Raw genomic sequence first — 25,992 nt, forward strand, 5'->3', positions numbered from 1 at the left:
TTAATTAGCCTCCAACACCTTTGTGTAAATCTCTCGTGCTTCTCGCCCGTGCTCCTTGCACATCTCAACGAGGACTCCCAGTAGTGGATGATCCGCATTGATTCGTATCGCGTAGAGTTTGGGCGTCAGTTGATCGATCATTATCATATTATCTTCCTGCAAATGCGAGAGGACTCCCCGGTACAGACTGCGCGATTTGCCGCTGTAGCCGATGAGGCGACTCAGTTGGACACCGCTGACACTCTTTGGGTATATATGAGCTAACGCCATGATGATGGCCCTTCTTGTGTCATTCAATGATGACAACAACTGGATTAGCTCGTATATTGTGCGGTCAGTGTCCGTATTCATAATACATCAATCCGACTATCTAGATTCTTGTGTGCAAAGCTGCACATCCGTATTTCCGCTCTATCATCAGGTAAGGTATGTGTCATAGATGTTCCAAGATATTTCATTGTATCGTATCAAGCACACAGGTCCGATCAGGGCATGTTGACATATCCTGGACTCGAACTCATGGATGATCCGAGAGACTGCTGATATGAGGTTCATCTGTCATATCGAAATATCGAATAGTGGTAAAACACGTATCATTAATAACCTTCTGTGTCATTTAACACCCAAGTACAATCAGTTATAGAGGAGGCTCATAACGATAATCGAATTTAGAAGTAAATACTTTGGTTGGCTTGCAGCTCTACTCATAGTTCTTGCAGGTTCTTGGTTACTACTGCCTGCAGGATATGAGACCCTGATCATGTGGTTGGCGCCTCAAATGGGAAACTATGTTCGCCCCACCATGATTATGGTGAATGCCATGCTTCTTAATCCATTGACAAACCCTGTAATGTTCGCAGTCTGGATCATTGGGGGTCTGATTGGAGGGATTATTGCTGGGACCAAGAAAGGCGGGTTTGTTGTGGGATTGATGACGTGGTTGGGTTGTCTGGCAGTACTTGTCTTCTCAGTCTTTCAGATGTTCTCTACTGGAATTGATATGGGCGCGATGCCACCAATTCCCCCAGGGTCTTCACTGCTTGATATCTTATCGATTCCTATCGTGAAAGATCTCATCTCGCAGCTTCTTCCCATGGCCTTTGGTGGTACAAGTATTTCCGATCCAATGGAGGTAATTGCACCCTTGCTAGTGTTTGTGATCGTACCACTAGCCACAGTCATTATATCTGCAATTCTAGGAGCAACAATAAGACAAAAGGTGGAGTTTTAAAATGAAACAACGATACACGCACGCATTTGCATTTATCTTAATTATAGCATTAGCCTTTGCGCCAGTCTTTGTCGCGGCAGGCCCCTCATTTGTTCCGGCCGATGGTCCAGACATGGATGATATCCTGACCGATCTGCTAGAGAATGGTGCCGAGTTAGCTGCTGTGAATATTGATTCTTCTGGAGTTCCTGCTGTCATTTATGGGCGGCTTGGGATTCCTACAAGTGCTCTGAATCTTGATGATCCCATGTTCGATGATTGTATTGCACTTGCCATGCTCGGTGTGAACGGGGAAATGCTCCCGTACCTCATGAATCTCATGGGCATGGACATGGGCGGCAGTTCTTCGAGCGGTTTCAGCGCTCTGCAATTTGGTGATGACTCTGGTCCGTCCGATATTCTGGACATGTTAGGCACAGAGTTCCGAATTGTTGGTGCTGCTTATCTCAACTTGCAAGAAGGTGTGGCAGCTCAGCGGATGGGATCCGTTCTATCCACATTGACTTCAACCTTCGGTTTTGGATTCTATGACATCTTCAGCATACGTGTTGACCAGAGCATGTTCCAAGATGAAAACATGACCCTGCCGTTTGACTCATTGGACCTTTTCATTTATGGCATAAACGCTGACTATGCAGCGACCTTTGACGCAGTTCTTAGTGTCTTCGGCAGTGGCGGCTTTGGTGACGCTATTGATAGATCCACATTCCTTGATGCAGCTTCTGGTGCAGCAGGGATGCTTGTCATTCCGGATATGCAGAGCTTCATCAACCTCATGGACGAGTTCATGGGTGGCGATGGTGGTGACGGTGGCAGCGGTGGAATGGCACTGGCCTCCGATTCTGGGTTCTCTAACCTATTCCCCGAAGGAATGCCCACTAACATAACGGGCCCACTTGGTGTTGGGGCTGTTGCATATATTGGTGATCAAGTTGTTTCCAGTAGCACTACTGAGATCGGTGTCGCGTCACTGATTGGTGCCACCAGCGATCTTACTCCGATGAATGGTGTCACCTCAATGGTGTTAGTGCATCTCCCAAGCACTTCGAATATCACATCTGTCACGCCATACGAAGATGGTTTCACTATGGTTGATGAGAATTCAAGCATGGTCATCTGGAATGCGACTCACTACGGCACTCAGAGCGATTACGTCATTCACTTTGACAGTGATGACTTTCCGCCACTGGTCACAATCGAACGGGAGTTCAGTCCGACCTCTACGACGCCTGGTGGTTCAACAACTGTCACCGTCACAGTGACCAATAAAGGGGATTCGCCCATCAATAACGTGACGATCTCCGATGTGGGTTTCCTATCATACTATACCACGATTTCCGTTTCTGGAGACACCACCAAGATGTTTACAACCCTTGGTGCTGGAGAATCGCAGAGCATGACCTACACGGTCACATTCCAGAACGAGGGAACCTACAAATTCGATGGGGCACAGCTCACCTATACCTACAATGGCGAGCAGTATTCCAAGGTCACTCCTGATGATGGATTCACTGTGATGCAGAGTGCTGGTGGGGTCTTCACCCAGATGATCGGTGATGGCTGGCCATACACTGGTGGGGTCATTGCACTCATCGCGCTTGTTGGTGTCTGGCAGATTGTTGGTATCTTCAAGCGAAGACAATAGGCTCTTTCGAATTGCTGGCTCTTTACGGGGCCAGCAATCCTGCTCTTTTTTGATTATCTTTATCTTGTAATCCTGCAATGTCTGTATGGATACTGATGTCGCTTAAGGATGAACTAAACGGCTTCCTGAAGGTTCCCGATCTCTTCTTTGGGATTCCGCCTCCGTCAGAGGGGCTTCCAGATGTAGGTGTGATAGGTGTGCCCTATGATCTCACATCAAGTTATTCTCCCGGCTGTCGTTTTGGCCCAGACGCCATTCGTCGGGCCACTACTGGTGTATGGTCTCACAGTCAACCATCCTTAGCAGGCATTTCAACTCCTACAGCACGTGGATTTCTCAGCAAGGCTATCACCCTTGAGGACGTTGGCGATCTTGAGGTTGATCTTCGACAACCCGAGCCAGCCATGTACGACATCTCTGATGCGGTCTATAGGGTCTCTCAGAAAGGGACCTATCTCCTCTTTCTGGGTGGCGATCACTTCATCACATATCCCATTGTTCGTGGACTGAAGCGTGGGTCGCCTGGGGAATACGGACTCATCTGGTTCGATGCGCATGCCGACTTTTATCCTGACTATGCAGGCTACAAGCTCTCCCATGCCACGACTCTCCGTCGTATCGTTCACGACAATCTTGTCACACCTCAAAACATAGCAGCCCATGATCTACGAAGTGCTATCTATTCTCAGATCGAAGAGTTGCTCGGCAGTGGGTCTTCTTGGATTGCAGACCTCAATTCCTTTCGGAGTGCTGTGATCGACATCGCCCAGCGCGTGGACGCAATCCACATTACTATCGATCTTGACGTACTTCGCCCTGAGGTCGTTCCCGGGGTGGCGCATCCCGAATCGGGAGGTCTCACGCCTGACGAACTGTTCGAGTTTCTACGAGTGGCCTTTGCAACAGGGAAGGTCCGATCTGCTGATATAGTGGAATTAAACCCATTACTTGATAAGACTGGGCTTGCTACTATCACAGCACGAGATGTAGTCAAGGAAATCCTTGCTGGATTTGCATATCAGAAGAGTTAAGTCAAGATAGACTGGCTTATTTCTTCAACTGACAAGTGCGCCTGAATTTAGGCCCAAGCTCTACAATAGAGGTAACAACAATGGTTGATTATGATGTAATCATTGCCGGTGCAGGCTCCGCAGGCAGCGTCACGGCATATACACTTGCTAAACGCGGGAGATCCGTGTTACTGATTGATCGAAAGGAACATGATATTATCGGGCTCAAGACCTGTGGTGATGCACTGGGCTCGCATCATATGAAAGAGCTCGCGGAACTAATTCAGCTCCCTGGCGTACCACGTGATGTGGTCGAGCACGATGTGACCGGAATCGATCTCATAGCTCCTGATATGGAACATCGTCTGAGGATGACCGGTCCCTCTACAACTGGCTACTCCTTCAATAGGCACAAGTTTGGCCAATGGCTCCTTGGGCTTGCAGAGAAGGCGGGGGCTGAGGTCATGGCCTCAACTCATGTAAAGAAACTGCTTCTCACGGACGGAAAGGTCTCCGGTGTCCGAATTCGCTCGTCGGACAGTGACAGTGATCGAGATCTCTCAGCTCATATTGTCATTGACGCGACTGGTGCTACCGGGATGCTCCGTCGTCAATTACCTGAGAGCACACCGATCGAGCGGACTATTGAAAAAGTCGATCAGATGGTCGCATGGCGTGATGTCTATGAGACCCCTGAGTATACTTTCGAGACCCCTGAGATCCTAGAGATCTATTGGAATCAGGAACAGACTCTTGGTGGTTATACGTGGGTCTTTCCACAGGGGCCAAACCGCGTCAATGTCGGTCTTGGATATATGATGCTTCCTGGTCACCGTGCACCGAAAGAGGTCTTTGACAGCTTCATTCGCACCACGTGGGACTTCATGAAGACGAAACTAAACGTGATCGACAGCAGTGGTGGTATTGCTCCAGTTCGTCGGCCCATTGACACCATGGTCGATGACAACTTCATGTTAGTTGGTGATGCAGCCTGTCAAGTGAATCCTGTTCATGGCGGTGGTATTGGCTCCTCAATGTTGGGTGGTGCCCTTGCAGGTCTGACAGCCTCTGATGCTCTTGAGGCAGGTGACACATCAATCGAGAGTCTGTGGTCATACAATCCTCGCTATATGCAGGCCTATGGCATCAAGCAGGCATCTTTGGACATTTTCAGATGGTTCCTGCTGAATATCACCAATGAGGACATTGACTTTGCATTCCGAAAGGGAATCATCAAGGGTGCGGATCTATTACATGTCAGTATCACTGGTAAGATGGACATCGGGATTGGTGACAAGTTCAAGCGGCTCGTTTCGGGAATCGGTAACATTCCCCTGCTTAAGCGTGTCAATCGGGTCGCCCACCTCATGGAAGATATCAAGGCTGTATATGCCGAGTATCCGGACTCTCCGGCAGGTCTGGCTGACTGGCAGAAGCGACTTGTTCCGATCTATGAGGCGGCTAAGAAAGCTTAGTTTGATCCTTTGTGTAAGGATGCTTGCTCACGAGCATCCTCTTTCTCTCTCTCTCATCTCTGGCGGTATGTTCTATGGCATCAGTCGAACAGGTTCGCCTGTCACTTGGTACAGCAATTCAGATGGGGCTCGTTGATGGGACTAAGGATCCTGATTTCACGACAGCATTCTTTATGACCTATTACAAGGGTCGTTGTGTTGCAAATTGTGCCTTTTGTCCACAGGCCCGTGAGAGCAGTAGCCATTCGGATCTTCTAGCCCGTATCGCTTGGCCAGTATACCAATTCTCAGATGCACTTGATCGATTGCGCACGACGGAGGGGTTTCTCCGTATTTGCATTCAGTGCGTGAACTATCCACATTTCGTTGACGATGTAGAGTTCATGGTGCGCCGGATTCGTGAGGTCTCTTCGGTTCCATTATCTGCCGCAACGGGCCCTGTGACACGTGATGAGATGCACCGCCTCAAGGACGCAGGGGTTGACAATATTGGAATCGCGCTGGATGCCTCTTCGCCTGAACTGTTTTCTCAGATCAAGGGTGAGGGTCGGCGCGCTCCATTTCATTGGGACTCACACATCGCTTCGCTCAAAGAGGCCCTTGAGATCTTTGGCTCTGGGAGCGTGACGACACATCTCATAATCGGGCTTGGTGAGTCCGAGGGTGAGGCATTAGGTTTTCTCAAGACGATGCTCGATCTTGGTGTCAGCGTTGGACTCTTTGCCTTCACCCCGATTCGAGGCACTGCATTAGAAAAACGCCCTCAGCCCCCGATATCGACGTATAGACGAGTACAGGTTGCCCGATATCTTCTCTTCAATGGTCTATTACCCGCATCGAAGATTCTAATTGATGATCGCGGCCGTATCACCGTAGATGCAAGTCCGGACTGGTTGCGTGAGACCCTCTCTTCAGGGGCTGCATTCAGGACATCCGGGTGCGTCGGGTGCAATCGTCCGTACTATAACGAACGACCACGTGGTCCACTCTACAATTATCATCGCCCTCTTGAGGGAGTCGAGGTAGAGGAGGCTCTTGAAGAGACAGAGTTGGTATGACATGGAAGAGATACGATTCATTGACCTTGAAGTGAATCCTGCTGCAATGAACATGGCAATCGATGAGGCGATCATGCTTGCTATGAGGGACGGCAAGGCTCCTCCCACACTGCGTATCTATCGCTGGCAACCATCAGCCGTGTCCATTGGAGTCTTTCAGGGTATGGAAGAAGAAGTGGATGTGGCATTCTGCCGTGAGCACGGCATCGATGTGGTCCGGCGTGTGACTGGTGGCGGGGCTGTCTATCACGATTATGATGGAGAGATCACCTACAGTATCATCTTGCCGCAGGGCCACAGGCTGGTACCTTCTGACATCATCGAGTCCTATGAGATTCTCTGCAAAGGGATAGTCGTGGCATTGGAGCGACTTGGTATTGAGGCTCAGTTTCACCCCATTAACGACATCGTGACTGGTGGGAAGAAGATCTCAGGTAACGCCCAGACCCGACGATACGGGACTGTTCTGCAGCATGGTACGACACTCATGGATCTTGATGTGGAAAAGATGTTCTCGATACTCAAAGTCCCAAAAGAGAAAATATCCGACAAGATGATCAAGGATGTCAAGCAACGGGTCATATCTATTCGTGATGTTCTTGGCCGAGATGTTGAGATGCGTGAACTTAGAGATGCATTGGTCGAAGGCTTTTCCTCGGCGTTAGGAGTGAAGCTGGTCGCAGGTCACCTCTCAGAGTCTGAGAAGCAGACCGCTAAGGATCTTGCACGCGCAAAGTATTCCAGCAAAGACTGGAACTTTTCGAGGTGATATGTTGTATCGCGCACAGTACAAAGTCCCCGGTGGAAAACTCATCAAGGTTCAGGTGACTCTCTCGGACGCCACGATTCAGCAGATCCAGTTTACTGGTGATTTTTTTCTTCACCCAGAGTCTGCTCTTGTTGGCCTCGAAGAGGCTCTTATCGGTGAGCAGGTCGATGAGACCTCACTGAGTGAGCGTATTGATGCATTTTTCAGAGAGCAGGGCGTTCAGGTCATTGGTTGTTCGGCGCAAGATTTTGCGCATGTCATTGCTTTGGCATTTTCTACCACTGCATCTTCCTCTTGATTGAGAATATTTTCACTATTCAGGTACTCTGCAAACGCTAAAATAGGATTGTACCTTTTGGCTGCTCGATAATAATGACCGAAGAATGGTACCTATCAGATAAAAAGATCCGGAAGATCGACACCGATATAGCGAAGTTCAAACGGGATCTCAATTCTGTTGAAGCCGAACTGACCGGGATTAGTGCACGCATCGATGGCGAGATCGAGGACTTACGTAAGACTGCTGAGAGCAGACGTGAAGCATATGAATCAATGCGCCGCCGTATGAAAGAAGCCGAAAAGGATTGGCGTTCCGCTGACAAGGCCTACAGCAAGGCCAAGGGTCAAAAATCTTCTAAGATCAAAGACTTGCAAAAGCGCGCAGATGGCCTCAAGAAGAGGATTCGCTCAGCTGAAGACGCACGCAAAAAGCGAATTCGTGAGTTAGAGCGTGAGAAAGAGAAGGAAGTCGAAAAGGCCAAACGCAAAAAGGAGAAAGAGATGGAACGCAGGAAAAAGGAAGAGGTTGCCCGCGTCGAGAAGGAGAAGCGCAGAGAACTCGGTCTCGATTGATGTTTAATCCCAATCATTCTCGTGATCGTTCGAGAAGTACCGCAATGCGGTCTTCTCTTTCCTCTTTTTCTACAAACTTGGCTCTCTTCCAGCCCTTGCTGATTTTCTTAGCCAGTTCCTCGTCAGTCACAAGAATCTCAAGTTTCTTATCGATCTCTATTCGATCAAGTTCATATGGTATGACCCGAAGGATAGTTTCCTCTTCCAGTCCAATTGCATCAAAGGTCCGGTTTACCTCCATTGAGTTGTCTCCTCCTCTTGCTTTTTGTGATCCATTTCCTGAAGTATGATCTCTCCAAGACTATCACTGATGATGAACCTCTTGCCGTCTACTGGATCTACTGCTATTGATGCGCCTTTTCCGTTGATGGGAAGCCGATACAATACCTCCAAGCTCTCGGCGTCAATGATTTGCATCGTGTGGTCTTCTGAGGCGGTCAGGATTTTGTTGTCGTGTGCCGACCACACCAAGTGCCTAATCCACCCTGTATGAACTCTCTGTTTTCTCAGTTGCTTTCCGGTCTTTGCATCCCAGATGATTAGGTCTCCTTCTGTTGTCCCCGCCACAATCTTTGTATCATCCGGGCTCCACGCAATGCTCCTGAGTTTTGCATCTATTGGCTCGGATTGCATGACAATCTCGTGGATATCTCGACGAGTTACAATTGTCACTACTCCGCGTTCATCCGGGTGTACTATCTTGTCGCCTTTATGGCTCCAACTCGTTTCTATGATTGGTATTTTCACAGTCTTTTCCTGTTCGATAAGATCCTTTTCGGGATTATAAATAATAATTTTTCCGTCCAGTCCTGATGTGAGGATAACATCTTCTGAAGGGTGCCACCACACAGTCCGGACAATTCCCTCGTGGATTTTCCTTCTATGTGTTGATATGATTGTTCTCAGGTCTTCGGAGAATTGGCATAGGATGACCTCCCCCTGTGACGAGCTTATACTGATCCGGTTCCCCTCTTTTCTCCAGCTACATGAGATCAACCAGTTGTCAACAAATTTATTTTCAAAAATCACTTCATAGGTTTGCAGATCCCAGATTCTAAACCAACCATCATCGCTCACAGTTGCAAAATGTTTTCCATCAGGTGACCATTCCACGTGATCGACCCAGTATGTTGTTGGTCTGATTTTAATTTCTTTTTTAATTGGCAGGAACCGAAAAGTGAGACCGACTGGTTGTACGGAATAGGCTGTTCCGAACTCGGTACTATAATTCAATGTTACTATATTCGGCTCTGCAATCGTGGTTGGGGGTTCCTCGATCCACAAAATCCCCTTATTCCTCTGAGCAACAACTATGTTCTTGTCATCCGCCCAGACACGAAGGATCGGTTCTTTATCTAACTGAATCGTTTTAGTATCTGGTCCTTCCTTATCCTGAGTCGTTTCAATATTATTTGATTCTATATTCCAGATGAAAATCTGTCCCGTTACATTGCCAACAACAAGTCTATTTCCCGACTTGCTCCAGACAGGGGGTGCATGTATTCCTACTGGCCCTTGAATCTGCCCGGTGATTTTTATTTTATTCTCGTCCTGAATCCTCCAAATAAGTATCTTGCCATCCGCCGATACTGAGGCAATAAGGTTTCGAATGTGGTTCCATGCTACACCTGTCACTGCTGCTTTATGGTCCTTGAGTTCTATTAGGCACTCGCCAGTCTTTACGTTCCATATCCGTACAGTTCTATCCGCAGAGGCTGATGCAATATATAATCCGTTTGAACTCCACGCGATTGACATCACTCCTCGGCTATGACCCTCAAGTCTTTGCTCAACTGTTCCCTGCCAATGGTTCCAGATGATGACAGAACGATCATCTCCTGCCGAAGCAACACGTTTGCCATCAGGTCGCCACGCAATATCATTGATGTATCCCTTATGGCCCTGCAAGATTTTTAGATGATGCCCCGATTTGGCGTCATGTAGTCTAATTGTCGTATCAATGGATCCAGTTGCTACTATTGGAAGATCGGGATGCCATGCCACTGCTCCGACGATCTCTGATTGAGCATCTGAGACCCGGATCAGTACTTTCCCAGTGCTCTCGGCGACAATCTTCGCAAAGCCCCTGTTCTTTGATATTCTGTACATTATCTCACTGATTCTTGCCAGTGTTGCATTATCCGTTTTTAGCGATGTAATCCTGTCAAGGATACGGTCGTGTAACAGATTTGCAAGGTATGGATCATATTCTACAATTTTTATTATGTCGCTCATATTGCAATCGTGATGACTGAGGAACTCTTCGTATAGTCCGACCTCCCAATCTGTGTCATAGATAGTCTTTTTCTTCTTGAGGCAATCAATAATCAGATTTGCAATGCTGGCGTGAGGAAACCTGTAATATGCATCTAAATTATGAGTGTGCTTTATGATATCTCCCGAGTCTGCATACGCATGCAGTACTCTCTCAACGTTCGTGCAATCTCTCAAGAACTCCAAATTTGACAGGAACGATTCGGATACTGCAATCTCAAGTTGTGAGAATCGTGCCAGTGTGCCAAGTATCTTTGTGACTTTGACTTGGCTCATGTCTTTCAAGATATCTCTGACAGGATCATTTCGAACCACGACCTGCGCGTGTTCATGGAATAAGTGGGTCGTCAATGCATCACAAACATCCACCTTCCCCTCTGACTGTTTGATAGTTTCTATCTGGAAAAACAGCTCCCACAGTGTATCTCTCTGGAGCTTGGCCAGTCTTCTTACTGCCCTCTCATTGCCATCGACGTATCCTTTCTCTATTAGCCTGTCGACAATCTCATTCATTATGACCTGCGTATCATTTTCATCAATGGTGATCATAGGTATCTGACCAAGCAGATCGACAAACTCCTGCTGTGGCCGGCTTCTACTGAGGAGCAGTATGTGAATGCGATTCTTGTATCGAGATGCGATAGTCTTCACAGTTCTAAGCAGCTCGTTCGCAATTGATAATTTTAAATGGACATCATCGACGATCAACAGGACTCGTGATGATTTCTTAGTTTTGAGAAATGTCTCCAGTCGTTGTGCGAGTGATGTCAGTATATTTGCATCGAGAAATGACACGTTACGGTAGTATACCTCCCACAGATTTCCAGCCATAGTAAGGCCAAATGAAAATGCGATCGTCGTCTTGCCCGCACCTGATGGTGCCATCAACAATTGTGCTGTATTGGCCTCTAAATTTTCTGCAAGTTTATTCAATATCGGCGGTCTCTCAACAATGTAACCATGCATAAAATCAACAAGACTTGGATACGGTGTTCTGAAAAACATGGGCTGTTCTGTTAACTCGGTATTTTGATCACGCTCGAAACCTGTGATATACGACCAGATGGAGTGGAACTCATGCAATTGTATTTGGTCGTACTTCTGTTCGATCTGTGCAAGTATCTTTTGGATAATATCTTGCAGGTCGTGGATCTCCTTCTTGATGCTGTCTTCTTCTGCCCGGATGCCATGGAGTTCCTCGATCGTCTGATTGAACATCGCTCTTGTAAAGATCAGTCCCAATTCAGGGGACTCGCTGTAGATCCCCACCATCTCTTCCCATACTATTTCTGCGATGATCTCTGCATGGTTCTGTGGGATATTCTTTCCTATGATCCATTCAGTGATGGCATTACTACTTGTTGAGGTAATCAAATCCCTCAGTACTTCCTCATCCAATTTGATGAGCTGCGAGATCACTTTCTTGTATCTCTCTACCTCTGAGTCGGGGATTGTGATCTGTTTGGCGGCCGCATTAAATACGGCTTTTACACTGAGTCGTTTCTTAATCATATCTACAAGTGGCAATAAGAAGTCCGACATCTCGACCCACGGTTCGACGAACTCCGTTACACCGACCACTGCCTCATGGACATAACGTGCACCTACGGCAATAGAACAGAGCGTCTGCTTGAAGGCTCCACCGATATTGATACTTCCCAACACTCCCCTGACGGAATTAGCAATGGCTGTCGCCTGTCTGAATAGCCTCTCAAGCGGATTTCTCATTCTGGTCTCCCTCGTCAATGATTTAATTGTCTTCGATTAAATCGACGATCGCTGTCCTTTGCTTTGATGACAGATTCTTAATCCCAAATATCACAATGACCAGTATTGCCAAGATTGTGATGACCACCATATGGAATATCTCATTAAAAACAAAACCTGTTTCTATTACGATCGCAATGCCCGCCGCATTTTCCATGGCGTGGTACAGAGTTGGAACGACCAGATTTCCACGAGCCGAGTTATAGAGCCAAGTCATTATAATGGTCACAAACACAGTTTCGATCACAAAGACGCTCACCGATCCAAACACCTTGAGCATCTGACTATCTTTGACCAAAAAGTGGGGCCAATGCCAACCTGCCCACATGAGACCTACAATGATACTTGAGATGAGTGCGTTATGCCTTCCCTGAAGTTCCGGCAAGGCGAATCCACGCCAACCTATCTCTTCCCATACGTTCATGAGGACTGACGAAATCAGAAGCGGAATGATCGTTACCCAGTTTATCAATGTGAGATCATAGACCGCTCCAAATGCAATTACAATTCCCAAGGTGCCGACGAACAGCAAAAGAGGAATCATCAGAGATAGAACTAACCACACAGGAGCGCACTTGCGAGAGAACGCACTAAACAAGAATTTTGATCTCTCGCCATAGTACTGTCTCACAACAAGTATTGCTGCAATAGTGGGAGAGAGTCCACCTAAGGTCATCATGATCGAGAGCAAGACCGGGTTGTCAGGGATTATCCCATATGATGATAACACCCACGGCAGAAAGCATACTCCACCAATGAGCAAAGTTACAACATAGAAAATTCCCGCCTTTTTATCCTCATCGCGCATAATACTCAGCAACGTGATTTTTAACGGGATTAATAAATCTCATGTAAAGATATTTGTCCCCTGCACACCCGACCTGTGCCAAATTCATTGTATTCCCATCATTTTTGCGGAGATACTGCCGTTGACTACTTCTCAGGAAGAGTGAAATATTACAACTTTATTACTTGAGGTTTGAAACAATTGATTTACCTTGTCCTGCCGACTGGGTGATGGAGACGGAATCTATGGCACTGAATGCGTACTTTACAATAGTTCTACTGGCTATTGCTCTCTTCTTTATCGTCTGGGGCCTCGGTTGGCTCCTTGAGAATCTATCACATCGCGCTCTACAGACCACTCGGGACATCGGTTCGCGTGCGTGGCGGCTCTTAGTCGGTCCGGGTGTCGCGCTTCACGAGTCGTCCCATGCGCTCGGCTGTGTCTTCACGGGCACGGAGATCGTGGAGTTCAAGCCCATCAATATTGAGGTCACCGATGACGGAGTCATTCTTGGCTATGTTCGACACAGGGTACCCTCCAGCCCTATTAAGGGCGCAATCATCGGACTCGCTCCGGTTGCGGTCTCTCTAATACTATTGGTGTTCTTTGCCTTAGGTGCAACGTATCTAGTTCCGGGAACCCCTGGAATTGGAGGCGAGGCATTGCAACTCTTGCAGAATCTGATCTCCCTCAAGGCAAATCCGACCCTACTGAACGATCCTGTATATCCCCTTGTTGCGATCTTTGGTTTCGTGTACGAGTTCATCTACACCTTTGCGGGTCTCACTGTAGTAAATCCACTCTTCTGGATCGTGGCGTTTCTCGCAATGACAATAATGTTCTCCAACGCCCCCTCCGATGTGGATATCAAGAACTCGGCCACTGGCTTGAAGATCATCCTGATCTTTGATCTTGTGTGGTTGATCATAGCCTTTCTATTCCCTGTTGCGGGCTGGGCCCTGTACGGTATCTTCGAACTCATTGCTGTGATGTGGGCTCTCTCTCTCGGTTTTGCAATCGTTGGCTTTGGACTGTTTTTGCTTATTGCCGGAATGTCACGGATTCAGTATCCCTATAACATCCTGCCGTTCATTGTCTGCCTTCTCACAGGTGTCCTTCTCTTGTTCGGGGGTATTGGTACTCCTGCATTTCAGACAGTGGTCTCCATTGGTGCCTTTGCAGCAATGATCGTTCTTCTCATGCTTGTCAAAGGATCACGACAGCGAACTATCTGAGGGAGTTAAGAGCACAAAAAAGAAGAGGTCGCAGGTTTCGAGGGTCGGAGTGGTCCGCCCTCGTCCTGCATTTGTTTTGAATATTGTACTAACTTGTCTGTTGTTTTGGCTTCACGAATACAACATACATTACTCCAATGACTACGACTACGAGAATGATTCCCAGCAGGATCAGCAAAGGTGTGATATCTGGGGGTGCCGGCTGAGATGTAGTCGTGTTACTTGTACTGGGTGTTGTAGTAGTTGTTGTGGTTGTATTCGATGTGGTCGTGGTGGTTGTAGTGGTCGTCTGTGCGGCTATGACGGTGTACTCGTAGTATTCTGACCCGTTGAGCAGGGTGGATGTCTTGCCATAGGTGTCATTTGCAGTCACATAGAACTTAACAGTAGCTCCTTCTGCCTGTGCTGCTATTGTTGCATTGTATCTATTGTCTGCCGTCACGGACATTTGAACAAGTGTCCATGATCCATTATCCACACGGTAATGTAGCATCACCAGCGAGAGGCTTGGATCCTCGGCTGAAACCTCGACGGAGACATTGTCCTCTTCAGTCGGTGCGTGTGGAGAATAGGCGAGCCCACTCAATTCCGGTGCGGGATCGGTGTAGAGATAGACATCATCAAAGAGGATTGTCAAGTTCCCGTTGGTTTCAGTATTAGCAACAAGTGACACTCCGGTGATCGTGTCATTGACAGTCGTATTGAAGGCCATGCTGAAGTCGTGATAGAGGTCTCGTTGGAGATTGAGCCATGTTCCGGTGGTGTTGACTTCAGGAACGACAATATACTTGTCATAGTTCCCGGAGCTCTCGACGGGACTTCCATTAGCAAGAACATAGCCAATGCCGCCAAGATGCTCAGTATAGACGCCAATCATGATGTACTCATCGGTCAGACCGGAGAACGATATTAGTTTCCAGTTCAGATCAAAATATAATTCGGTCTGATTATTGATTGGGATATTTCTGATAGTCTGATATATTGAGACATCTTCCTCGTTCGATAGTGTCAGGTTGGCCGCCTTACTCCCCGTTTTTGCATCATCTGTGACAGTGATATTGGGGGTAGTTCCAACTTTACAGTCATCCCATGAGATGACCTCGGAGCCTACCTCTCCCTGATCTTCGTAGCTCATATCGTTCAATGATGCGGAAACAAAAGCCATCTCATCAAATAGGACACTAATGCGACCTTGACTATCATGTGCATAGACTTCTATTTGGATCCGTTTCACATAGACATCATTTGTTGAATTGACGGCTCGAATGTCTTCGAACACGCTTCGGTTAAAGAAATTCCATGTTCCAGTCGTGTTGAATCCTGTTGCATTGATGAATAGGTCTCCTGGTAATCCAATGGCTGGCATTGCCTCTCCGTAAGAGAGCATGTAGTAGACATTGAAATCCTCATCTGTTCCATTATGGCACTCGGCTCTGACATAGGCATAGACGTGATCGCTTAGGTGTTGCACGTCGTCCAATTGCCAATAGAATGTGAAACGACCAGGGTTGAGATCTGTCAGTCGCTTGTCAATATTAGTCCGAAGGTTGGCATAGCTCTCGTAGCCCGTTGTAGCAGCAGTCATATTTATGCTCCAGTCCCCTTCGTGGGCAGTGGAGCTCTGAACAATATCTGCGGCATTATACGAGGTCCATGTCCATTGATTCCCAGTACCCGTGGCCTCAAAATTACCGTGATTGACAGAACCACCGAGTTTGACATCTGTGTCATTGAGCAGGTTCATGTCATCAATAAATACTCGGAGATAGTCAGCGGTCTCAGAGTCCAGATGTATGTTAATTAAACGAAACTGTGTTGGGGTCTCATTAAACGCTTCCATGAAGTCCCGTGTTAGATTGTGATCAAATGTCTTCCATGAGTCAGTCCCATCATTAATTATAAACCGTGTATTGATTGAGGAGTTTACAACTACTGGAGAACCGGACAGGTAGTACCATAATGTCTTTGTCCATGTCGATGCCATTCTCACTTCGATGTAAAACACATCACCATCGTCTGGTGCGGGATTCTGTGCAACATAGTAATCAAATTTCAGGGTTGTATTGATGGGGTTGTTCCAATACGGCCAACTAGTTTGAGTGACTACCAGGTCCGATGAACGTTCTGGATCATTTGTGCTTGTCTGCATTCCCAACGATCTTGACCCCTCGTTTACGGGATCCGGCGAGGTCGCATACCACGCAAACCGTCCTTTGGTCGCGGTGGTATAATAATCAGAAGGCATATGTGGATCGTTCCACATCTCCATATCTCCGTTAGCAATATGGTTGGACTGCCACGAGACCCTGCTAAGATTGGTCTCAGAACGAATCATCTTGTTGTCCAAGGTTGGTCTGTTCGTCATGGGCTGTGATGTTTCTTGCCAATTATTTGCAAACATTGCAGAGGTCATAGAAAGTATCACAAGAACCAGGATAAGTGGAAGTGGTCTTTGATATCGTTTGCTCATCGAATCAACTCTTTCTTAATTCGCATGGTGCGGACTTTTTCCAAAAAGTATACCATTTTTAATCCTATTCATCACGTAGAATTTCTTAATGCGCTCTTATACGGACTCTTTCCTTCATCTTTGATGTGTCCGCATAGGACTGTGGCGTCTGGAGGGATCATTGAGAATCCCGGGCCTCCTCTGCCTTACAACTGCGGCACATGTTGCATCCGGAATCCCAATGATCTCTAGCCATGTTGCCTTTGTTGCACCACATCAATCATGTTGCTTTGGACGTTGAGTCACAAAGTACACAATGAACAACGCAACCAGTGCTCCGATTATGCCAAGTGCAATGAGTACCATAGTGAAGTCTGGAGGCGTGGCTGGTGAAGTGGTGGGTGTAGTACCTGAAGTGGTCGAGGTAGTTGTCGTGGTAGATGTTGTCTGTGCCTGTACAACTGTGTATGTATAGTACTCTGTTCCGTTGAGAGCTGTTGTGATCTTACCATAGGTGTCATTTGCTGAGACATAGAAATCAATTACCGCCCCCACGGATTGAACCGGAATGGCCCCTGTATATTGATCATTAGATGCCTCTGTCATTGTGACCTCTGTCCATGTGCCATTATTGACGCGATAGTGGAGCAGCACGTTGTCCAAGCTCGGGTCTACCGCCACTACCGTGACGGTCACAGCATCATTCTGAGTAGGTGCTGTTGGAGTGAACTCAACCCCACTCAGTCCGGGTGCAGTATCTGTGTAGAGGTAAATGTCATCAAACAGGATCGTGAGATTTCCGCCGGTCTCGGTACTGGCACAGATATAGACCGTTGTGATAGAACTATTGATTGTTGTATTGAATATAGTCTTGAAGTCGTGATAGAGGTCGCGTTGGAAGTTCAGCCATACGTCTGTTGTATTGGCCTCGGGGACCACGATATATCTGTCAAATGATCCTACGCTTTCAACGGGACTATTGTTTGCAAGGATGTAGCCTATGGACCCACCATAGTCCTGTTCCACACCAATCATGATATATTCATCAGTCTGACCCGAGAATGATAATAACTTCCAATTAAGATCAAGATACAGTTCAGTCGAATTATTGAATGCCATGTTCTGGAGCTCTTGATACAGATCTGTTGTTTCTCCATTCGTGATGGTCAGATTGGCGGCCTTGCTTCCCGTTTTGGCATCTCCCGTGACGGTAAATTCCGGATAGTCCCCCTGATGACAATCGCCCCATGCAAGAACCTCTGATCCGATGTCCCGTTGGTCCTCATAGCTCATGTCGTTCAGGTTTGCTGCGACAAATGCCATCTCATCAAAAAGAACACTGATACGACTTTGAGCCTCATAGGCATACACGAGGAGAGTGACTTTCTGCACGATGAGATCGGTTGTCGTGTTGACTGCGCGCACATCTTCAAAGACGCTTCTGTTGAAATAGTGCCATGCTCCGGTCTCATTGAATCCTGTCGCATTGATGAGGAGGTCTCCTTGCCCACCAATTGTTGGCAACGACTCGCCATAGGACAGCATATAGTAGACATCAAATTCGGCATCTGTACCGTTTGAACATTCAACATGAACATAGGAATAGACATCATTGCTCGAATGTTGCAGATCATTCAGTTGCCAGTAGAAGGTAAACCGATCGGGATTGAGAATGCTCAGTCGTCTTCTGACATAAGTGTCCATGGTTGCCCGACTACGAAAACCTGATGACATTGCCGTGAGGTTTGCGCTCCACGATCCCTCGTGAGCCATAGAGCTTTGAACTATATCAGCAGGATCTTCGGTTATCCAATACCATGAAATACCTGTGCCAGTGGTCTCAAAGTTACCGAAATTAGTGTCCCCTCCAATTTTGACTTCTGTCCCATTGAGAAAATGCACATCGTCGATGTATGCTTGAAGGTAGTCATTTGTGACGCTGTTCAAGTAAAAATTGAATTGATCGAATTGAGTTGGGATCTGACCAAAGGCATCGATGAAATCACGTGTCAGGTTTCGGTCAAGTGTCTTCCACGAGCCCAGAGTGGAATTAATTATGAAGTAGGCATAATACGAAGAATTTGTCCTGTCTGGTACACCTGATAGATAGTAGTTGAGATATCTGGCTCCTATTGATTCCATTGTCACGGTGAGATAGAATGCATCTGCATTAGTGCCAAGATTGGGATTTTGATCAATGTAGTAATCGACCTTTAGGGTCGTGTTTGCGGGATTGGCCCAATAGGTCCACTGTTGTTTTGAGATTCGTAGTTGCGCAGGGTGGTCAGAATCGATGGCCTTCGCCCGCATTCCTAAGGAACGTGATCCCTCGTTGACAGGTTCAGGAGTCGTGGCATACCATGCCTTTGTTTCGCGGGTTCTATAGGTCGAGAAGTCTGTCGGTCTATGGGTGGTCGCCCATGATTCCATATTGCCATTTGCGATATGATTGCTCCGCCATACCTCTCTACTGAGGTTGGTCTCGGCGGGAATAAAATTCAGAGGCGGTGAGGCCTGTTCTCTGTTCGATGATGATGGTGATGATGATGCTTGGCGATCATGTCCAAATGTTGCCAACGGTATTGAACTAATCATGATGATAATGACAAGTAGCGAAAAAAAACCAAGATCTCTCTTATGCATAAAAATCAACTCATTATTGAATCATTATTGATTAGTCTATAATCACTTCATTCTCTTTTAGTTCTATCTCTCAATTTCTATATTTTTGAATAAAATCACTTGCCCGTGTCGGTCTTGTATTCGCATAGTGTATCATGGGCCTCGAAACTGTCATCCGAAGATCATACGTGTACTAGTCAAGATCATACGTGTACTAGCATGGTCCTAGTACACGTGTAAAAAATGACCCCTGATATAATGTGTCTACAGGCCATTTCAAGGCAGTTTTTGGAGCGATTTTGCTATGATACGTGTACTAGCAGTGTTCGAGTACACCAGCGATTTGGGTAATACCTAAGTTAATATGTGTTCGAGCCAGTTCCTATATTCGGGTATCAAATATGCCGAAGATTGATCTTGTACGCCGACCTTCCCTCATCACTCCTCGTCATTTGCTGCGGTATGTCTTCTTCACCGAGATGCAGGTCGAGCAGGCCTCAAAGATTCTCAATGAAATCGTGCGGAATGGTGGAGTAGTACCCGACTCGGAATGGGAACGTTTTGTTCTCTCTAGCAGAGGTCTCTATGTGAAAGTGATGCGCAAGCTCCGCGATGTGGGAATAGTGGAGAAACGCATGGGGCAATACCGATTGACCAAGGACCTCTCCCATTCGCTCTCTAAGATCGCTCAATACTGGAACGAGATTGTTGATTCGTTTCAGGCTGGGGATCGAGCTATTGCCTTCTGATTAGCTGACACACCTGTTGCCAGTCCGCCATCGGATTACATTTGGAGCCGTTTTCCAGAAACACTTTTCTAAGCCGAAGCCTTATGAATGGCTTTGTATAGCATTAGAACTGGCTGAAGAGAGGACAGACAAGTTTTATACTCAGCTTCGACATTCATAACATAGCTAAAGTCTTGAGGGTGCGAGATGCCTGACGATAAATTGACTGAAGAGGATAAGGCCACTATTTTAGATGCTTTTCGCGATGCTTCATTGAGCGATGAAGATATCCAGCGGCTGGCTACTGGTGATGATAGTTCAAGTGGTGCGCTTGCCACGATGGATAGTAGGGAGGATCTGATTACTGCTGCTGCTTCGGCTCTCGAGTTCGTTGAAGGTCTCGACATGGGCGATTCAAAGGCAGAGGAGGCCTCAAGTGACGATGCTATGGCTGGTTTTGATGGACTACTCAGGCGACTTGAGGCATTGCGTTCTGAGATCGCTTCTCTACAACGAGGTGTAGTTGGAGTATTTGCTGCCCAACTGCTCACATTTCGAGGTAAGGTCGTTGAACTGAAGTCTAAGATCTCTGAAGAGATGGTTGACAAACTCAAGATGCAGTTCTTCAAGAGCTTCATTGAGACCACCTTTGTAGATATTGTCGATAACGAGTTCGCGTCTCTTGAGAAGGAGCTCGTTGACAAGATTGTGGCGCAGACTCAGGAGAAATTCAAGGAATTTGCTGAGCGCGTCAGGCAGTCCGAGATTGATCTTCGTACTGCAATTGTTGAGCAACAAGATATCGTTCGTTCGTTCATGCAGTCGCTTGAAGAAGAGGCCGCTGCTGTACAGGAACAGCTCAAAGAGAAAGATCTTCGGATTAAGAGATTGGAAACTGAGGTCAAGCAGCTCCAGCAGCAACTGGACGCGGGTGCTGCTGCGGGCGTGGACATGGATGAGATGCGTCGTAAGATCTCCAATCTCGAGGATCAGGTGTCCCGGCTTCAAGATGAATTGGCACGGAAAGAGGCAATCATCAAGGCGCGCACCGAAGAGGCTCAGGCAGCCCGTGCTGAGACCGAAGAGATTCGCATGCAACTGATCGAGGCGAACTCGCAGATTGAGGCATACAAGACTGAGAAGGCCTCGCTTGTTGCAGCCCCTGCGCATTCTGATGCAGAATTTGAGGCAATGGCCGAGAAGCTTACCTTACTGGAGCAATCAATGGCTGAGAAACGGCACGAGATCGAAGAGTATACTGCAAAGATTCGTGATCTTGAAGAGCGTCTGGAAGATGAGCAGAAGGAGAAGGTCGTAGCGGAGGAACTTGCAGCAAAGCGTCTGAGCGAACTGGAATCTATTCAAGATAAGATCACTCACATCAAAGACCTCGAGGAAAAGATCTACAATCTCGAGCAGGACATCAAGACCCTTGAAGAAGAAAAGAATATCATTGCCATGCAACGTGAGGCTTATGAGAAGGCCACCCGCCTCATGGAGAAGGAGCGCGACATGGCCTTAGAGGCACGTGATCTTGCAAATGAACGCGCTCAACGTTACATTAAGGTACTAGGCATGGAGAACAATACGAAAGTCTTGCTTCTCGTTGACGAAGTTGGTTCCATGACCTTTTCGGATCTCGGAAAAGCCTTAGGTATCCCCGCAGGCCTTGCAGCCAAACATGCTCGTGAACTCGAAAAACTGGGTGTGTTGAAGGTTGAGGATGACCGGGCTATTTCTACGTTGAAGCAGCTCGATATTAAAGAAGGAGAGGTCAAAGTAGACTAAGACTCGTTCAAGCCTCTGCCTCTCCTGTTTCAGTGGTCATATGGTTCTTCTACTATGATGGTGCAAATTAGGTGTGGCTACCAGTTGCTCGGTTCTTTATGGCCCAGACTGCAACAATAACGGCTACGGTCGTGATCACGCCTGCTGATATGAGTATCATTGTTGTAGAATCAATAGTATATGGGATTGCATCAGGGTGTGGGGTAGTACCAGTTCCCGTTGTGCTGGTAGTCGTTGTAGTGACGGTTGTTGTAGTGATTGCTGTAAAGACAAAACGAGCATGACTCCACGTTCCCTTTGAGTTCTGTGCATATACATCAAGAGTGTGCTCGCCTTCAATATTTGGAATTTCTGTTAATACCGTTGAATTGGCCCCCTGATCCCACGAATATTGCACGGTTGTTGGTACTTCGCTGAAGAGAATCTCAGGGATAGTTCCCGCCCTCATGTGGGAGGTATTCGCATACCCTCGAATCTCAATCTCGATTGGTCCGTAGTATGGCAGTTGGTACTTCTCCACCTCTGTTCCATCAGGTTTGACCGAGGTCATATTGATGGCGTTGGATTGAACATTCACGCGGAAATAATGGTAATAATTCCCGCCCCACGGATTACTGTATAGAGGTGCTCCCGCTCCACCAGTGATAACGTGAACAACACCATTGACGGTGAGTCTGTTGAAAAGATGATCATGTCCTACTGCAAAAAGCGTGACGTTCTTGTCCTCGAAGAGTTGTTGCAGTGCAGCCTTGTTTGTCTGGTTCACATCCATTGCGCTGCCAATGTGTTTTAGGGGATAGAGTGGTCTGTGGGCAAAGACAAACTTCGTTCGGCTCCCAGCAGCAGTCAGATCATTGACCAACCAGTTCCATTGTTCGCCGCGGATCTGTCCTTCATACCCCTTTTCTTCACTATTGAGTATGGTGAAATGCACACCCGCAAAGTTGAACGATAAATACAGATTGGGTTCATTAAACTGTTCAAACGCATCAAGGAAATATTGTGGTCGTGGCGTTCCCTGTGAATCCTGATAGTCATGGTTTCCTATGACCGCATAGATGGGCACATAATGTCCAAGCCTATCTGAAATATTGGTGAATTTCGACCAAGTGTTCCAGTTGGTGGAATCACTTGTTGATAGTGAATAGATATAATCCCCAGTCATGACCACGATATCGGGATCTTCCGCAATCACCTGGTCAATGATCTCACCAAGCACTGCTGGTTGCTCTGGTGCTGTATCGCTGCCCGGCCTGTTGTCCCCCAGAATGATCAGCTTGAATGGTTGACCATCAGCAGGTGCGGTCTTGAAGTGATAGATTGCGCTGGTCGTGCTGTTGGAACTCACACGATAGTAGTAGGTAGTATTAGTCTTGAGATGATCTATATCCGCCTTATGGGTGACCGATAGGGTCGAGTTGACACTGCTCATGTTTAGATTGCTGTCTGTATATCCAAATTCCACTACTGTGTCTGACATTCCGTTAGTCTTCCACATGATCCTCACAGATTGATTTGTGACCAGATGGACTGTCGGTCCGCGAATGATCGTCACTGTGTCTGCAAGCTTGTGCTCGGTACTTGATGAAACTGTTGGCATAATGGGACTCTTCGAGTGAGTGAGACCCATGCTTGTGATCATGATGACTGCTACAAATATCGGCAACAGGCGTTTGATTGTCATTTGAATCAGATAATAGTATCAGTTGGAGAACAAAAGATTATTGGCCTGTTCTTGTCACTTGAGTTGCATAGGTTCGCTATTCTCCTGATAGGTTGTGTTACGAATGTGTGACTTGCTCGGCCTCTCCTTTAATCGATCTGTGAATGCACGAATATCGCTGGATGTCTTTCAACAAGCAGGACGCGAAAATCCTGACGGATGGGGCATTGCGGTCTATCCACACGGCCACCTCCAAATATACAAAGAACCACGACCTGCTGACTCAAGCAAGCTCTATGATTTTGTCGAATCGCATCTGGAGTCTTCAATATTCATCTCTCATGTCCGAAGGACAACACGAGGCCGTGTGAGCTATCTCAACACGCATCCATTCTATCGTCAGGTCAAATGGAACAATCAATTTGTCGAGTTCTCACTTGCTCATAATGGCACTCTTGTTGATCTGAATGGCCTTGAGACAGGGAACTATGTTCCACTCGGTGATACTGACTCGGAGTATCTATTGTGTCATCTGCTCAATTACTTTGATTCGCTTGGCATTGAGGAATGGAACGATCACGTCTTCAAAGAACTAGAGATGCACCTTCGGGAGATCAATCATGGATCAAATACTTTGAACTGCATCTTTTCTGATGGAACGTATCTGTACTGTTATTCGGATATTGGGGCTCATAATGGTGGGCTTCATTTTGTCAAGAGGCAATTTCCCTTCGGAACAGTGCACCTAAAACGTGAAGAGCGTGAGCTTGGCTCTGTGCATGTTTCTGTAGATCTTGATGAGCAAAAGGCTCGTGATAGTGTTGGTCACATAGTCAGTACTGAACGGCTCACATACGAGAATTGGAAACCTATCGGTGATGGTCACTTGCTTGTCTTGAAGGATGGTCAGCCCGTCTATCATTCGTAGAACAATTTTATTTATATCACGCTTGGACTGTTGTAAATTTATACGTGTACTAGCCAATTGCATACGTGTACTAGTACTCATCTAGTACACGTATGATTATAGATTATCGTCTAGATAAATGGTTATGCCATTATTTCAAGATTTCAACAATTCTGTCAAGACCTGTAGTCAGCTTACTTGTATCGTGGCCGTATCCCAGTCTGAGATGCTGGCTCATCAGAAAATGATCACCTGGTGCTATTAGTACGCTTTTCTCTTTGATCAATCTATTTGCAAGTTCAACCGAATCTATATCTCTGTCATATCTCATGAGACAGATCGCCGAGGCCTCGGGTGGAATGCATTCGAAGATGTCGTTATTCTGTTTCAGCCAGTCCTCTACAACTCTCCAATTAGTTCTCAAGATGTGGCGTGTTCGATCAAGAATGCTCTCGCGCATCTCCTGTTCAAGGACGATTGTTGCCAGATGGTCGCTCAGTGCTGAAGGCGCGATGCTCGTGTAATCTGTATACGCCCAGAGCTCCTCGATCTTCGCAGCGTCTTTTGTTGCGACCCATCCTATTCTCAGACCGGGAACCGCGTATGACTTTGATAGAGTCCCTGTGACCAATGTCTTTTCATAGTGGTCCCACATAGTTGGAGAGAGTTTATCACCAAGTTCAGCCTCACGATAGGCCTCGTCAGATATGATCCATACGTCGAGATCCTCTGCAATATCTGCGATCGCTCGAAGCTCCTCTGCAGTTAGCACAGCTCCTGTAGGATTGTTCGGTGTGCAGATTGCGATTGCTGCTGTGTTCTTAGAGATCTTGTCTTTGAGCTCTTCGATATCCACCGCCCAGCGTGTACCATCATTCTTGAGCCAAAACGCCTCTCGCTTGAGACCCAGCATTTTTGCGAGCCCCCAGATCTGCATGTAGTTTGGCAGGAGCATAAGGATCTCATCACGGGACTCCTCGCGAGCAATATTCCACATGGTCGCCATGTTGGCCTCGGATCCACCATTTGTGACGATGATGTTGTCTTCTCCGGCTCCGGGATAGAGATCCGCGATCCTCTGTCTGAGAAGTCTGCTTCCGTTCGTCTGCGTGTATCCGAGCTTCACATCATGAAGATCTTCAACATCGACCAGCTCACTAAGCAGAAGTGGTTCTATGCCACTCTCGCTTAAGTTGATCTCAACGATATGTTCCCATAAGGACTGAATTCGTTCGAGTTCGAAGACATCTATTCTCATCGTTCAAGGCCTTCTTCGACTAGACATGGTCTTCTTCATTCATCTCTATGATAAATCACTTTGCGATGCCACATCGAATGTATCGGTCATATTGCTTTGTGAACCGCTCCACACTCAATGCCCTGAATTCACAAGAGTGCGTTCTAAGCTCTATACTTGACTTCAAAGATTCTCGAAGGCTCGTCTTCTGTGATCACATAATGCTCCTCGTCAGATTCAAGAATGACAAAATCCCCGGGACGCAGCTGAATGGTCTCATGGAGGTTAGTGATCTTTGGCCGCCCTGTGATGACATAGATGATCTGCGCCTCGGGATGAACATGAGTTCGTGCGGGGACTTCACTATTGGGAGCGACCTCTCTGATTCCTGCGACGAGCGGCTCTCTCACTGCATCCCAGATATGAACGTAGCCCCGTTCACCTTGCACTGTGACTCTCTCGATCTCTGATTCGTGAACGTGCTTCATTATTATC

At 47.1% G+C, this 25,992-nt stretch carries 21 protein-coding genes; 12 read left to right on the plus strand and 9 right to left on the minus strand.

The features are described from left to right. A complete protein-coding gene (locus tag K9W43_12940) occupies positions 1 to 351 on the minus strand; it encodes a hypothetical protein (protein ID MCF2138130.1) in 351 nt (116 codons plus the stop codon). A 409-nt stretch (positions 352 to 760) separates the two neighbouring features. Here K9W43_12940 and K9W43_12945 point away from each other — a divergent pair, with 409 nt between their 5' ends. From K9W43_12945 to K9W43_12980, 8 genes are all read left to right on the plus strand, one after another. Continuing rightward, the gene (locus tag K9W43_12945) at positions 761 to 1,231 is read left to right on the plus strand and encodes a hypothetical protein (protein MCF2138131.1); all 471 of its coding nucleotides are present in this window, start codon (positions 761 to 763) and stop codon (positions 1,229 to 1,231) included. 1 nt (position 1,232) lies between these two features. Further along, positions 1,233 to 2,876 carry a hypothetical protein gene (locus K9W43_12950; GenBank protein ID MCF2138132.1) on the plus strand — a complete coding sequence of 548 codons (1,644 nt, stop codon included), beginning with the start codon at positions 1,233 to 1,235 and terminating at the stop codon, positions 2,874 to 2,876. Between the two features lie 95 nt (positions 2,877 to 2,971). Continuing rightward, complete coding sequence (locus K9W43_12955; protein ID MCF2138133.1) at positions 2,972 to 3,907, plus strand: arginase family protein; 936 nt, start codon at positions 2,972 to 2,974, stop codon at positions 3,905 to 3,907. Between the two features lie 80 nt (positions 3,908 to 3,987). Continuing rightward, on the plus strand, positions 3,988 to 5,361 hold the full coding sequence (locus K9W43_12960) for an NAD(P)/FAD-dependent oxidoreductase (protein MCF2138134.1): 1,374 nt from the start codon (positions 3,988 to 3,990) through the stop codon (positions 5,359 to 5,361). A gap of 74 nt (positions 5,362 to 5,435) precedes the next feature. Further along, entirely contained in the window at positions 5,436 to 6,419 is a 984-nt protein-coding gene (locus K9W43_12965) for a radical SAM protein (GenBank protein ID MCF2138135.1), read from the plus strand. Further along, the gene (locus tag K9W43_12970; GenBank protein MCF2138136.1) at positions 6,397 to 7,188 is read left to right on the plus strand and encodes a lipoate--protein ligase family protein; all 792 of its coding nucleotides are present in this window, start codon (positions 6,397 to 6,399) and stop codon (positions 7,186 to 7,188) included. Before K9W43_12965 ends, K9W43_12970 begins: the two co-directional genes overlap by 23 nt. A gap of 1 nt (position 7,189) precedes the next feature. Beyond that, on the plus strand, positions 7,190 to 7,486 hold the full coding sequence (locus K9W43_12975; GenBank protein ID MCF2138137.1) for a hypothetical protein: 297 nt from the start codon (positions 7,190 to 7,192) through the stop codon (positions 7,484 to 7,486). A gap of 74 nt (positions 7,487 to 7,560) precedes the next feature. After that, on the plus strand, positions 7,561 to 8,040 hold the full coding sequence (locus K9W43_12980) for a hypothetical protein (protein MCF2138138.1): 480 nt from the start codon (positions 7,561 to 7,563) through the stop codon (positions 8,038 to 8,040). Between the two features lie 13 nt (positions 8,041 to 8,053). Here the strand turns inward: K9W43_12980 and K9W43_12985 are convergent, their stop codons facing one another. The 3 genes from K9W43_12985 to K9W43_12995 are packed head-to-tail and all read right to left on the minus strand — an operon-like array spanning position 8,054 to position 12,889. Further along, positions 8,054 to 8,281 carry a hypothetical protein gene (locus K9W43_12985; protein ID MCF2138139.1) on the minus strand — a complete coding sequence of 76 codons (228 nt, stop codon included), beginning with the start codon at positions 8,279 to 8,281 and terminating at the stop codon, positions 8,054 to 8,056. Continuing rightward, on the minus strand, positions 8,272 to 12,042 hold the full coding sequence (locus tag K9W43_12990; protein MCF2138140.1) for a WD40 repeat domain-containing protein: 3,771 nt from the start codon (positions 12,040 to 12,042) through the stop codon (positions 8,272 to 8,274). Before K9W43_12990 ends, K9W43_12985 begins: the two co-directional genes overlap by 10 nt. Positions 12,043 to 12,064: 22 nt before the next feature. After that, positions 12,065 to 12,889: a CPBP family intramembrane metalloprotease gene (locus K9W43_12995; protein MCF2138141.1), complete on the minus strand. Its 825-nt coding sequence runs from the start codon at positions 12,887 to 12,889 to the stop codon at positions 12,065 to 12,067. 224 nt (positions 12,890 to 13,113) lie between these two features. Here K9W43_12995 and K9W43_13000 point away from each other — a divergent pair, with 224 nt between their 5' ends. Then, entirely contained in the window at positions 13,114 to 14,103 is a 990-nt protein-coding gene (locus K9W43_13000; GenBank protein ID MCF2138142.1) for a hypothetical protein, read from the plus strand. An 88-nt stretch (positions 14,104 to 14,191) separates the two neighbouring features. Here K9W43_13000 and K9W43_13005 read toward each other — a convergent pair whose 3' ends face one another. Both K9W43_13005 and K9W43_13010 read right to left on the minus strand, forming a co-directional pair. Next, positions 14,192 to 16,516 (minus strand): hypothetical protein, encoded by a 2,325-nt coding sequence (locus K9W43_13005; protein ID MCF2138143.1) that lies wholly within the window; start codon positions 16,514 to 16,516, stop codon positions 14,192 to 14,194. Positions 16,517 to 16,828: 312 nt separating this feature from the next. After that, on the minus strand, positions 16,829 to 19,195 hold the full coding sequence (locus K9W43_13010; protein ID MCF2138144.1) for a hypothetical protein: 2,367 nt from the start codon (positions 19,193 to 19,195) through the stop codon (positions 16,829 to 16,831). Positions 19,196 to 19,575: 380 nt separating this feature from the next. On the opposite strand from K9W43_13010, the gene K9W43_13015 reads away from it, so the two are divergent. Next, positions 19,576 to 19,923, plus strand: a complete 348-nt coding sequence (locus tag K9W43_13015; GenBank protein MCF2138145.1) for a hypothetical protein — start codon at positions 19,576 to 19,578, stop codon at positions 19,921 to 19,923. A 186-nt stretch (positions 19,924 to 20,109) separates the two neighbouring features. Then, a complete protein-coding gene (locus K9W43_13020; GenBank protein ID MCF2138146.1) occupies positions 20,110 to 21,690 on the plus strand; it encodes a hypothetical protein in 1,581 nt (526 codons plus the stop codon). Between the two features lie 67 nt (positions 21,691 to 21,757). Here K9W43_13020 and K9W43_13025 read toward each other — a convergent pair whose 3' ends face one another. Continuing rightward, positions 21,758 to 23,374 carry a metallophosphoesterase family protein gene (locus K9W43_13025; GenBank protein MCF2138147.1) on the minus strand — a complete coding sequence of 539 codons (1,617 nt, stop codon included), beginning with the start codon at positions 23,372 to 23,374 and terminating at the stop codon, positions 21,758 to 21,760. Between the two features lie 103 nt (positions 23,375 to 23,477). Between K9W43_13025 and K9W43_13030 the strand changes: the two genes are divergently transcribed. Beyond that, entirely contained in the window at positions 23,478 to 24,281 is an 804-nt protein-coding gene (locus K9W43_13030) for a class II glutamine amidotransferase (protein MCF2138148.1), read from the plus strand. A gap of 130 nt (positions 24,282 to 24,411) precedes the next feature. Here K9W43_13030 and K9W43_13035 read toward each other — a convergent pair whose 3' ends face one another. Beyond that, the gene (locus K9W43_13035; GenBank protein ID MCF2138149.1) at positions 24,412 to 25,518 is read right to left on the minus strand and encodes an aminotransferase class I/II-fold pyridoxal phosphate-dependent enzyme; all 1,107 of its coding nucleotides are present in this window, start codon (positions 25,516 to 25,518) and stop codon (positions 24,412 to 24,414) included. A gap of 143 nt (positions 25,519 to 25,661) precedes the next feature. After that, a complete protein-coding gene (locus K9W43_13040; protein MCF2138150.1) occupies positions 25,662 to 25,985 on the minus strand; it encodes a cupin domain-containing protein in 324 nt (107 codons plus the stop codon). Positions 25,986 to 25,992 lie beyond the last annotated feature (7 nt).

The sequence above is a fragment of the Candidatus Thorarchaeota archaeon genome, assembly GCA_021498125.1.
In the GTDB taxonomy this organism is placed as follows: Archaea; Asgardarchaeota; Thorarchaeia; order Thorarchaeales; family Thorarchaeaceae; genus B65-G9.

Excerpts from the sequence above, each read along its gene's own strand:
- K9W43_12985 (MCF2138139.1), bottom strand. The coding sequence starts at position 8,281 with ATGGAGGTAAACCGGACCTTTGATGCAATTGGACTGGAAGAGGAAACT.
- K9W43_12960 (MCF2138134.1), top strand. The coding sequence starts at position 3,988 with ATGGTTGATTATGATGTAATCATTGCCGGTGCAGGCTCCGCAGGCAGC.
- K9W43_12950 (MCF2138132.1), top strand. The coding sequence starts at position 1,233 with ATGAAACAACGATACACGCACGCATTTGCATTTATCTTAATTATAGCA.
- K9W43_12965 (MCF2138135.1), top strand. The coding sequence starts at position 5,436 with ATGGCATCAGTCGAACAGGTTCGCCTGTCACTTGGTACAGCAATTCAG.
- K9W43_13040 (MCF2138150.1), bottom strand. The coding sequence starts at position 25,985 with ATGAAGCACGTTCACGAATCAGAGATCGAGAGAGTCACAGTGCAAGGT.
- K9W43_12940 (MCF2138130.1), bottom strand. The coding sequence starts at position 351 with ATGAATACGGACACTGACCGCACAATATACGAGCTAATCCAGTTGTTG.
- K9W43_13020 (MCF2138146.1), top strand. The coding sequence starts at position 20,110 with ATGCCTGACGATAAATTGACTGAAGAGGATAAGGCCACTATTTTAGAT.
- K9W43_13005 (MCF2138143.1), bottom strand. The coding sequence starts at position 16,516 with ATGACCTCTGCAATGTTTGCAAATAATTGGCAAGAAACATCACAGCCC.
- K9W43_13025 (MCF2138147.1), bottom strand. The coding sequence starts at position 23,374 with ATGACAATCAAACGCCTGTTGCCGATATTTGTAGCAGTCATCATGATC.
- K9W43_12955 (MCF2138133.1), top strand. The coding sequence starts at position 2,972 with ATGTCGCTTAAGGATGAACTAAACGGCTTCCTGAAGGTTCCCGATCTC.
- K9W43_12980 (MCF2138138.1), top strand. The coding sequence starts at position 7,561 with ATGACCGAAGAATGGTACCTATCAGATAAAAAGATCCGGAAGATCGAC.
- K9W43_12995 (MCF2138141.1), bottom strand. The coding sequence starts at position 12,889 with ATGCGCGATGAGGATAAAAAGGCGGGAATTTTCTATGTTGTAACTTTG.
- K9W43_12990 (MCF2138140.1), bottom strand. The coding sequence starts at position 12,042 with ATGAGAAATCCGCTTGAGAGGCTATTCAGACAGGCGACAGCCATTGCT.
- K9W43_12945 (MCF2138131.1), top strand. The coding sequence starts at position 761 with ATGTGGTTGGCGCCTCAAATGGGAAACTATGTTCGCCCCACCATGATT.
- K9W43_13030 (MCF2138148.1), top strand. The coding sequence starts at position 23,478 with ATGTGTGACTTGCTCGGCCTCTCCTTTAATCGATCTGTGAATGCACGA.
- K9W43_13035 (MCF2138149.1), bottom strand. The coding sequence starts at position 25,518 with ATGAGAATAGATGTCTTCGAACTCGAACGAATTCAGTCCTTATGGGAA.
- K9W43_13010 (MCF2138144.1), bottom strand. The coding sequence starts at position 19,195 with ATGCATAAGAGAGATCTTGGTTTTTTTTCGCTACTTGTCATTATCATC.
- K9W43_13015 (MCF2138145.1), top strand. The coding sequence starts at position 19,576 with ATGCCGAAGATTGATCTTGTACGCCGACCTTCCCTCATCACTCCTCGT.
- K9W43_12975 (MCF2138137.1), top strand. The coding sequence starts at position 7,190 with ATGTTGTATCGCGCACAGTACAAAGTCCCCGGTGGAAAACTCATCAAG.
- K9W43_13000 (MCF2138142.1), top strand. The coding sequence starts at position 13,114 with ATGGCACTGAATGCGTACTTTACAATAGTTCTACTGGCTATTGCTCTC.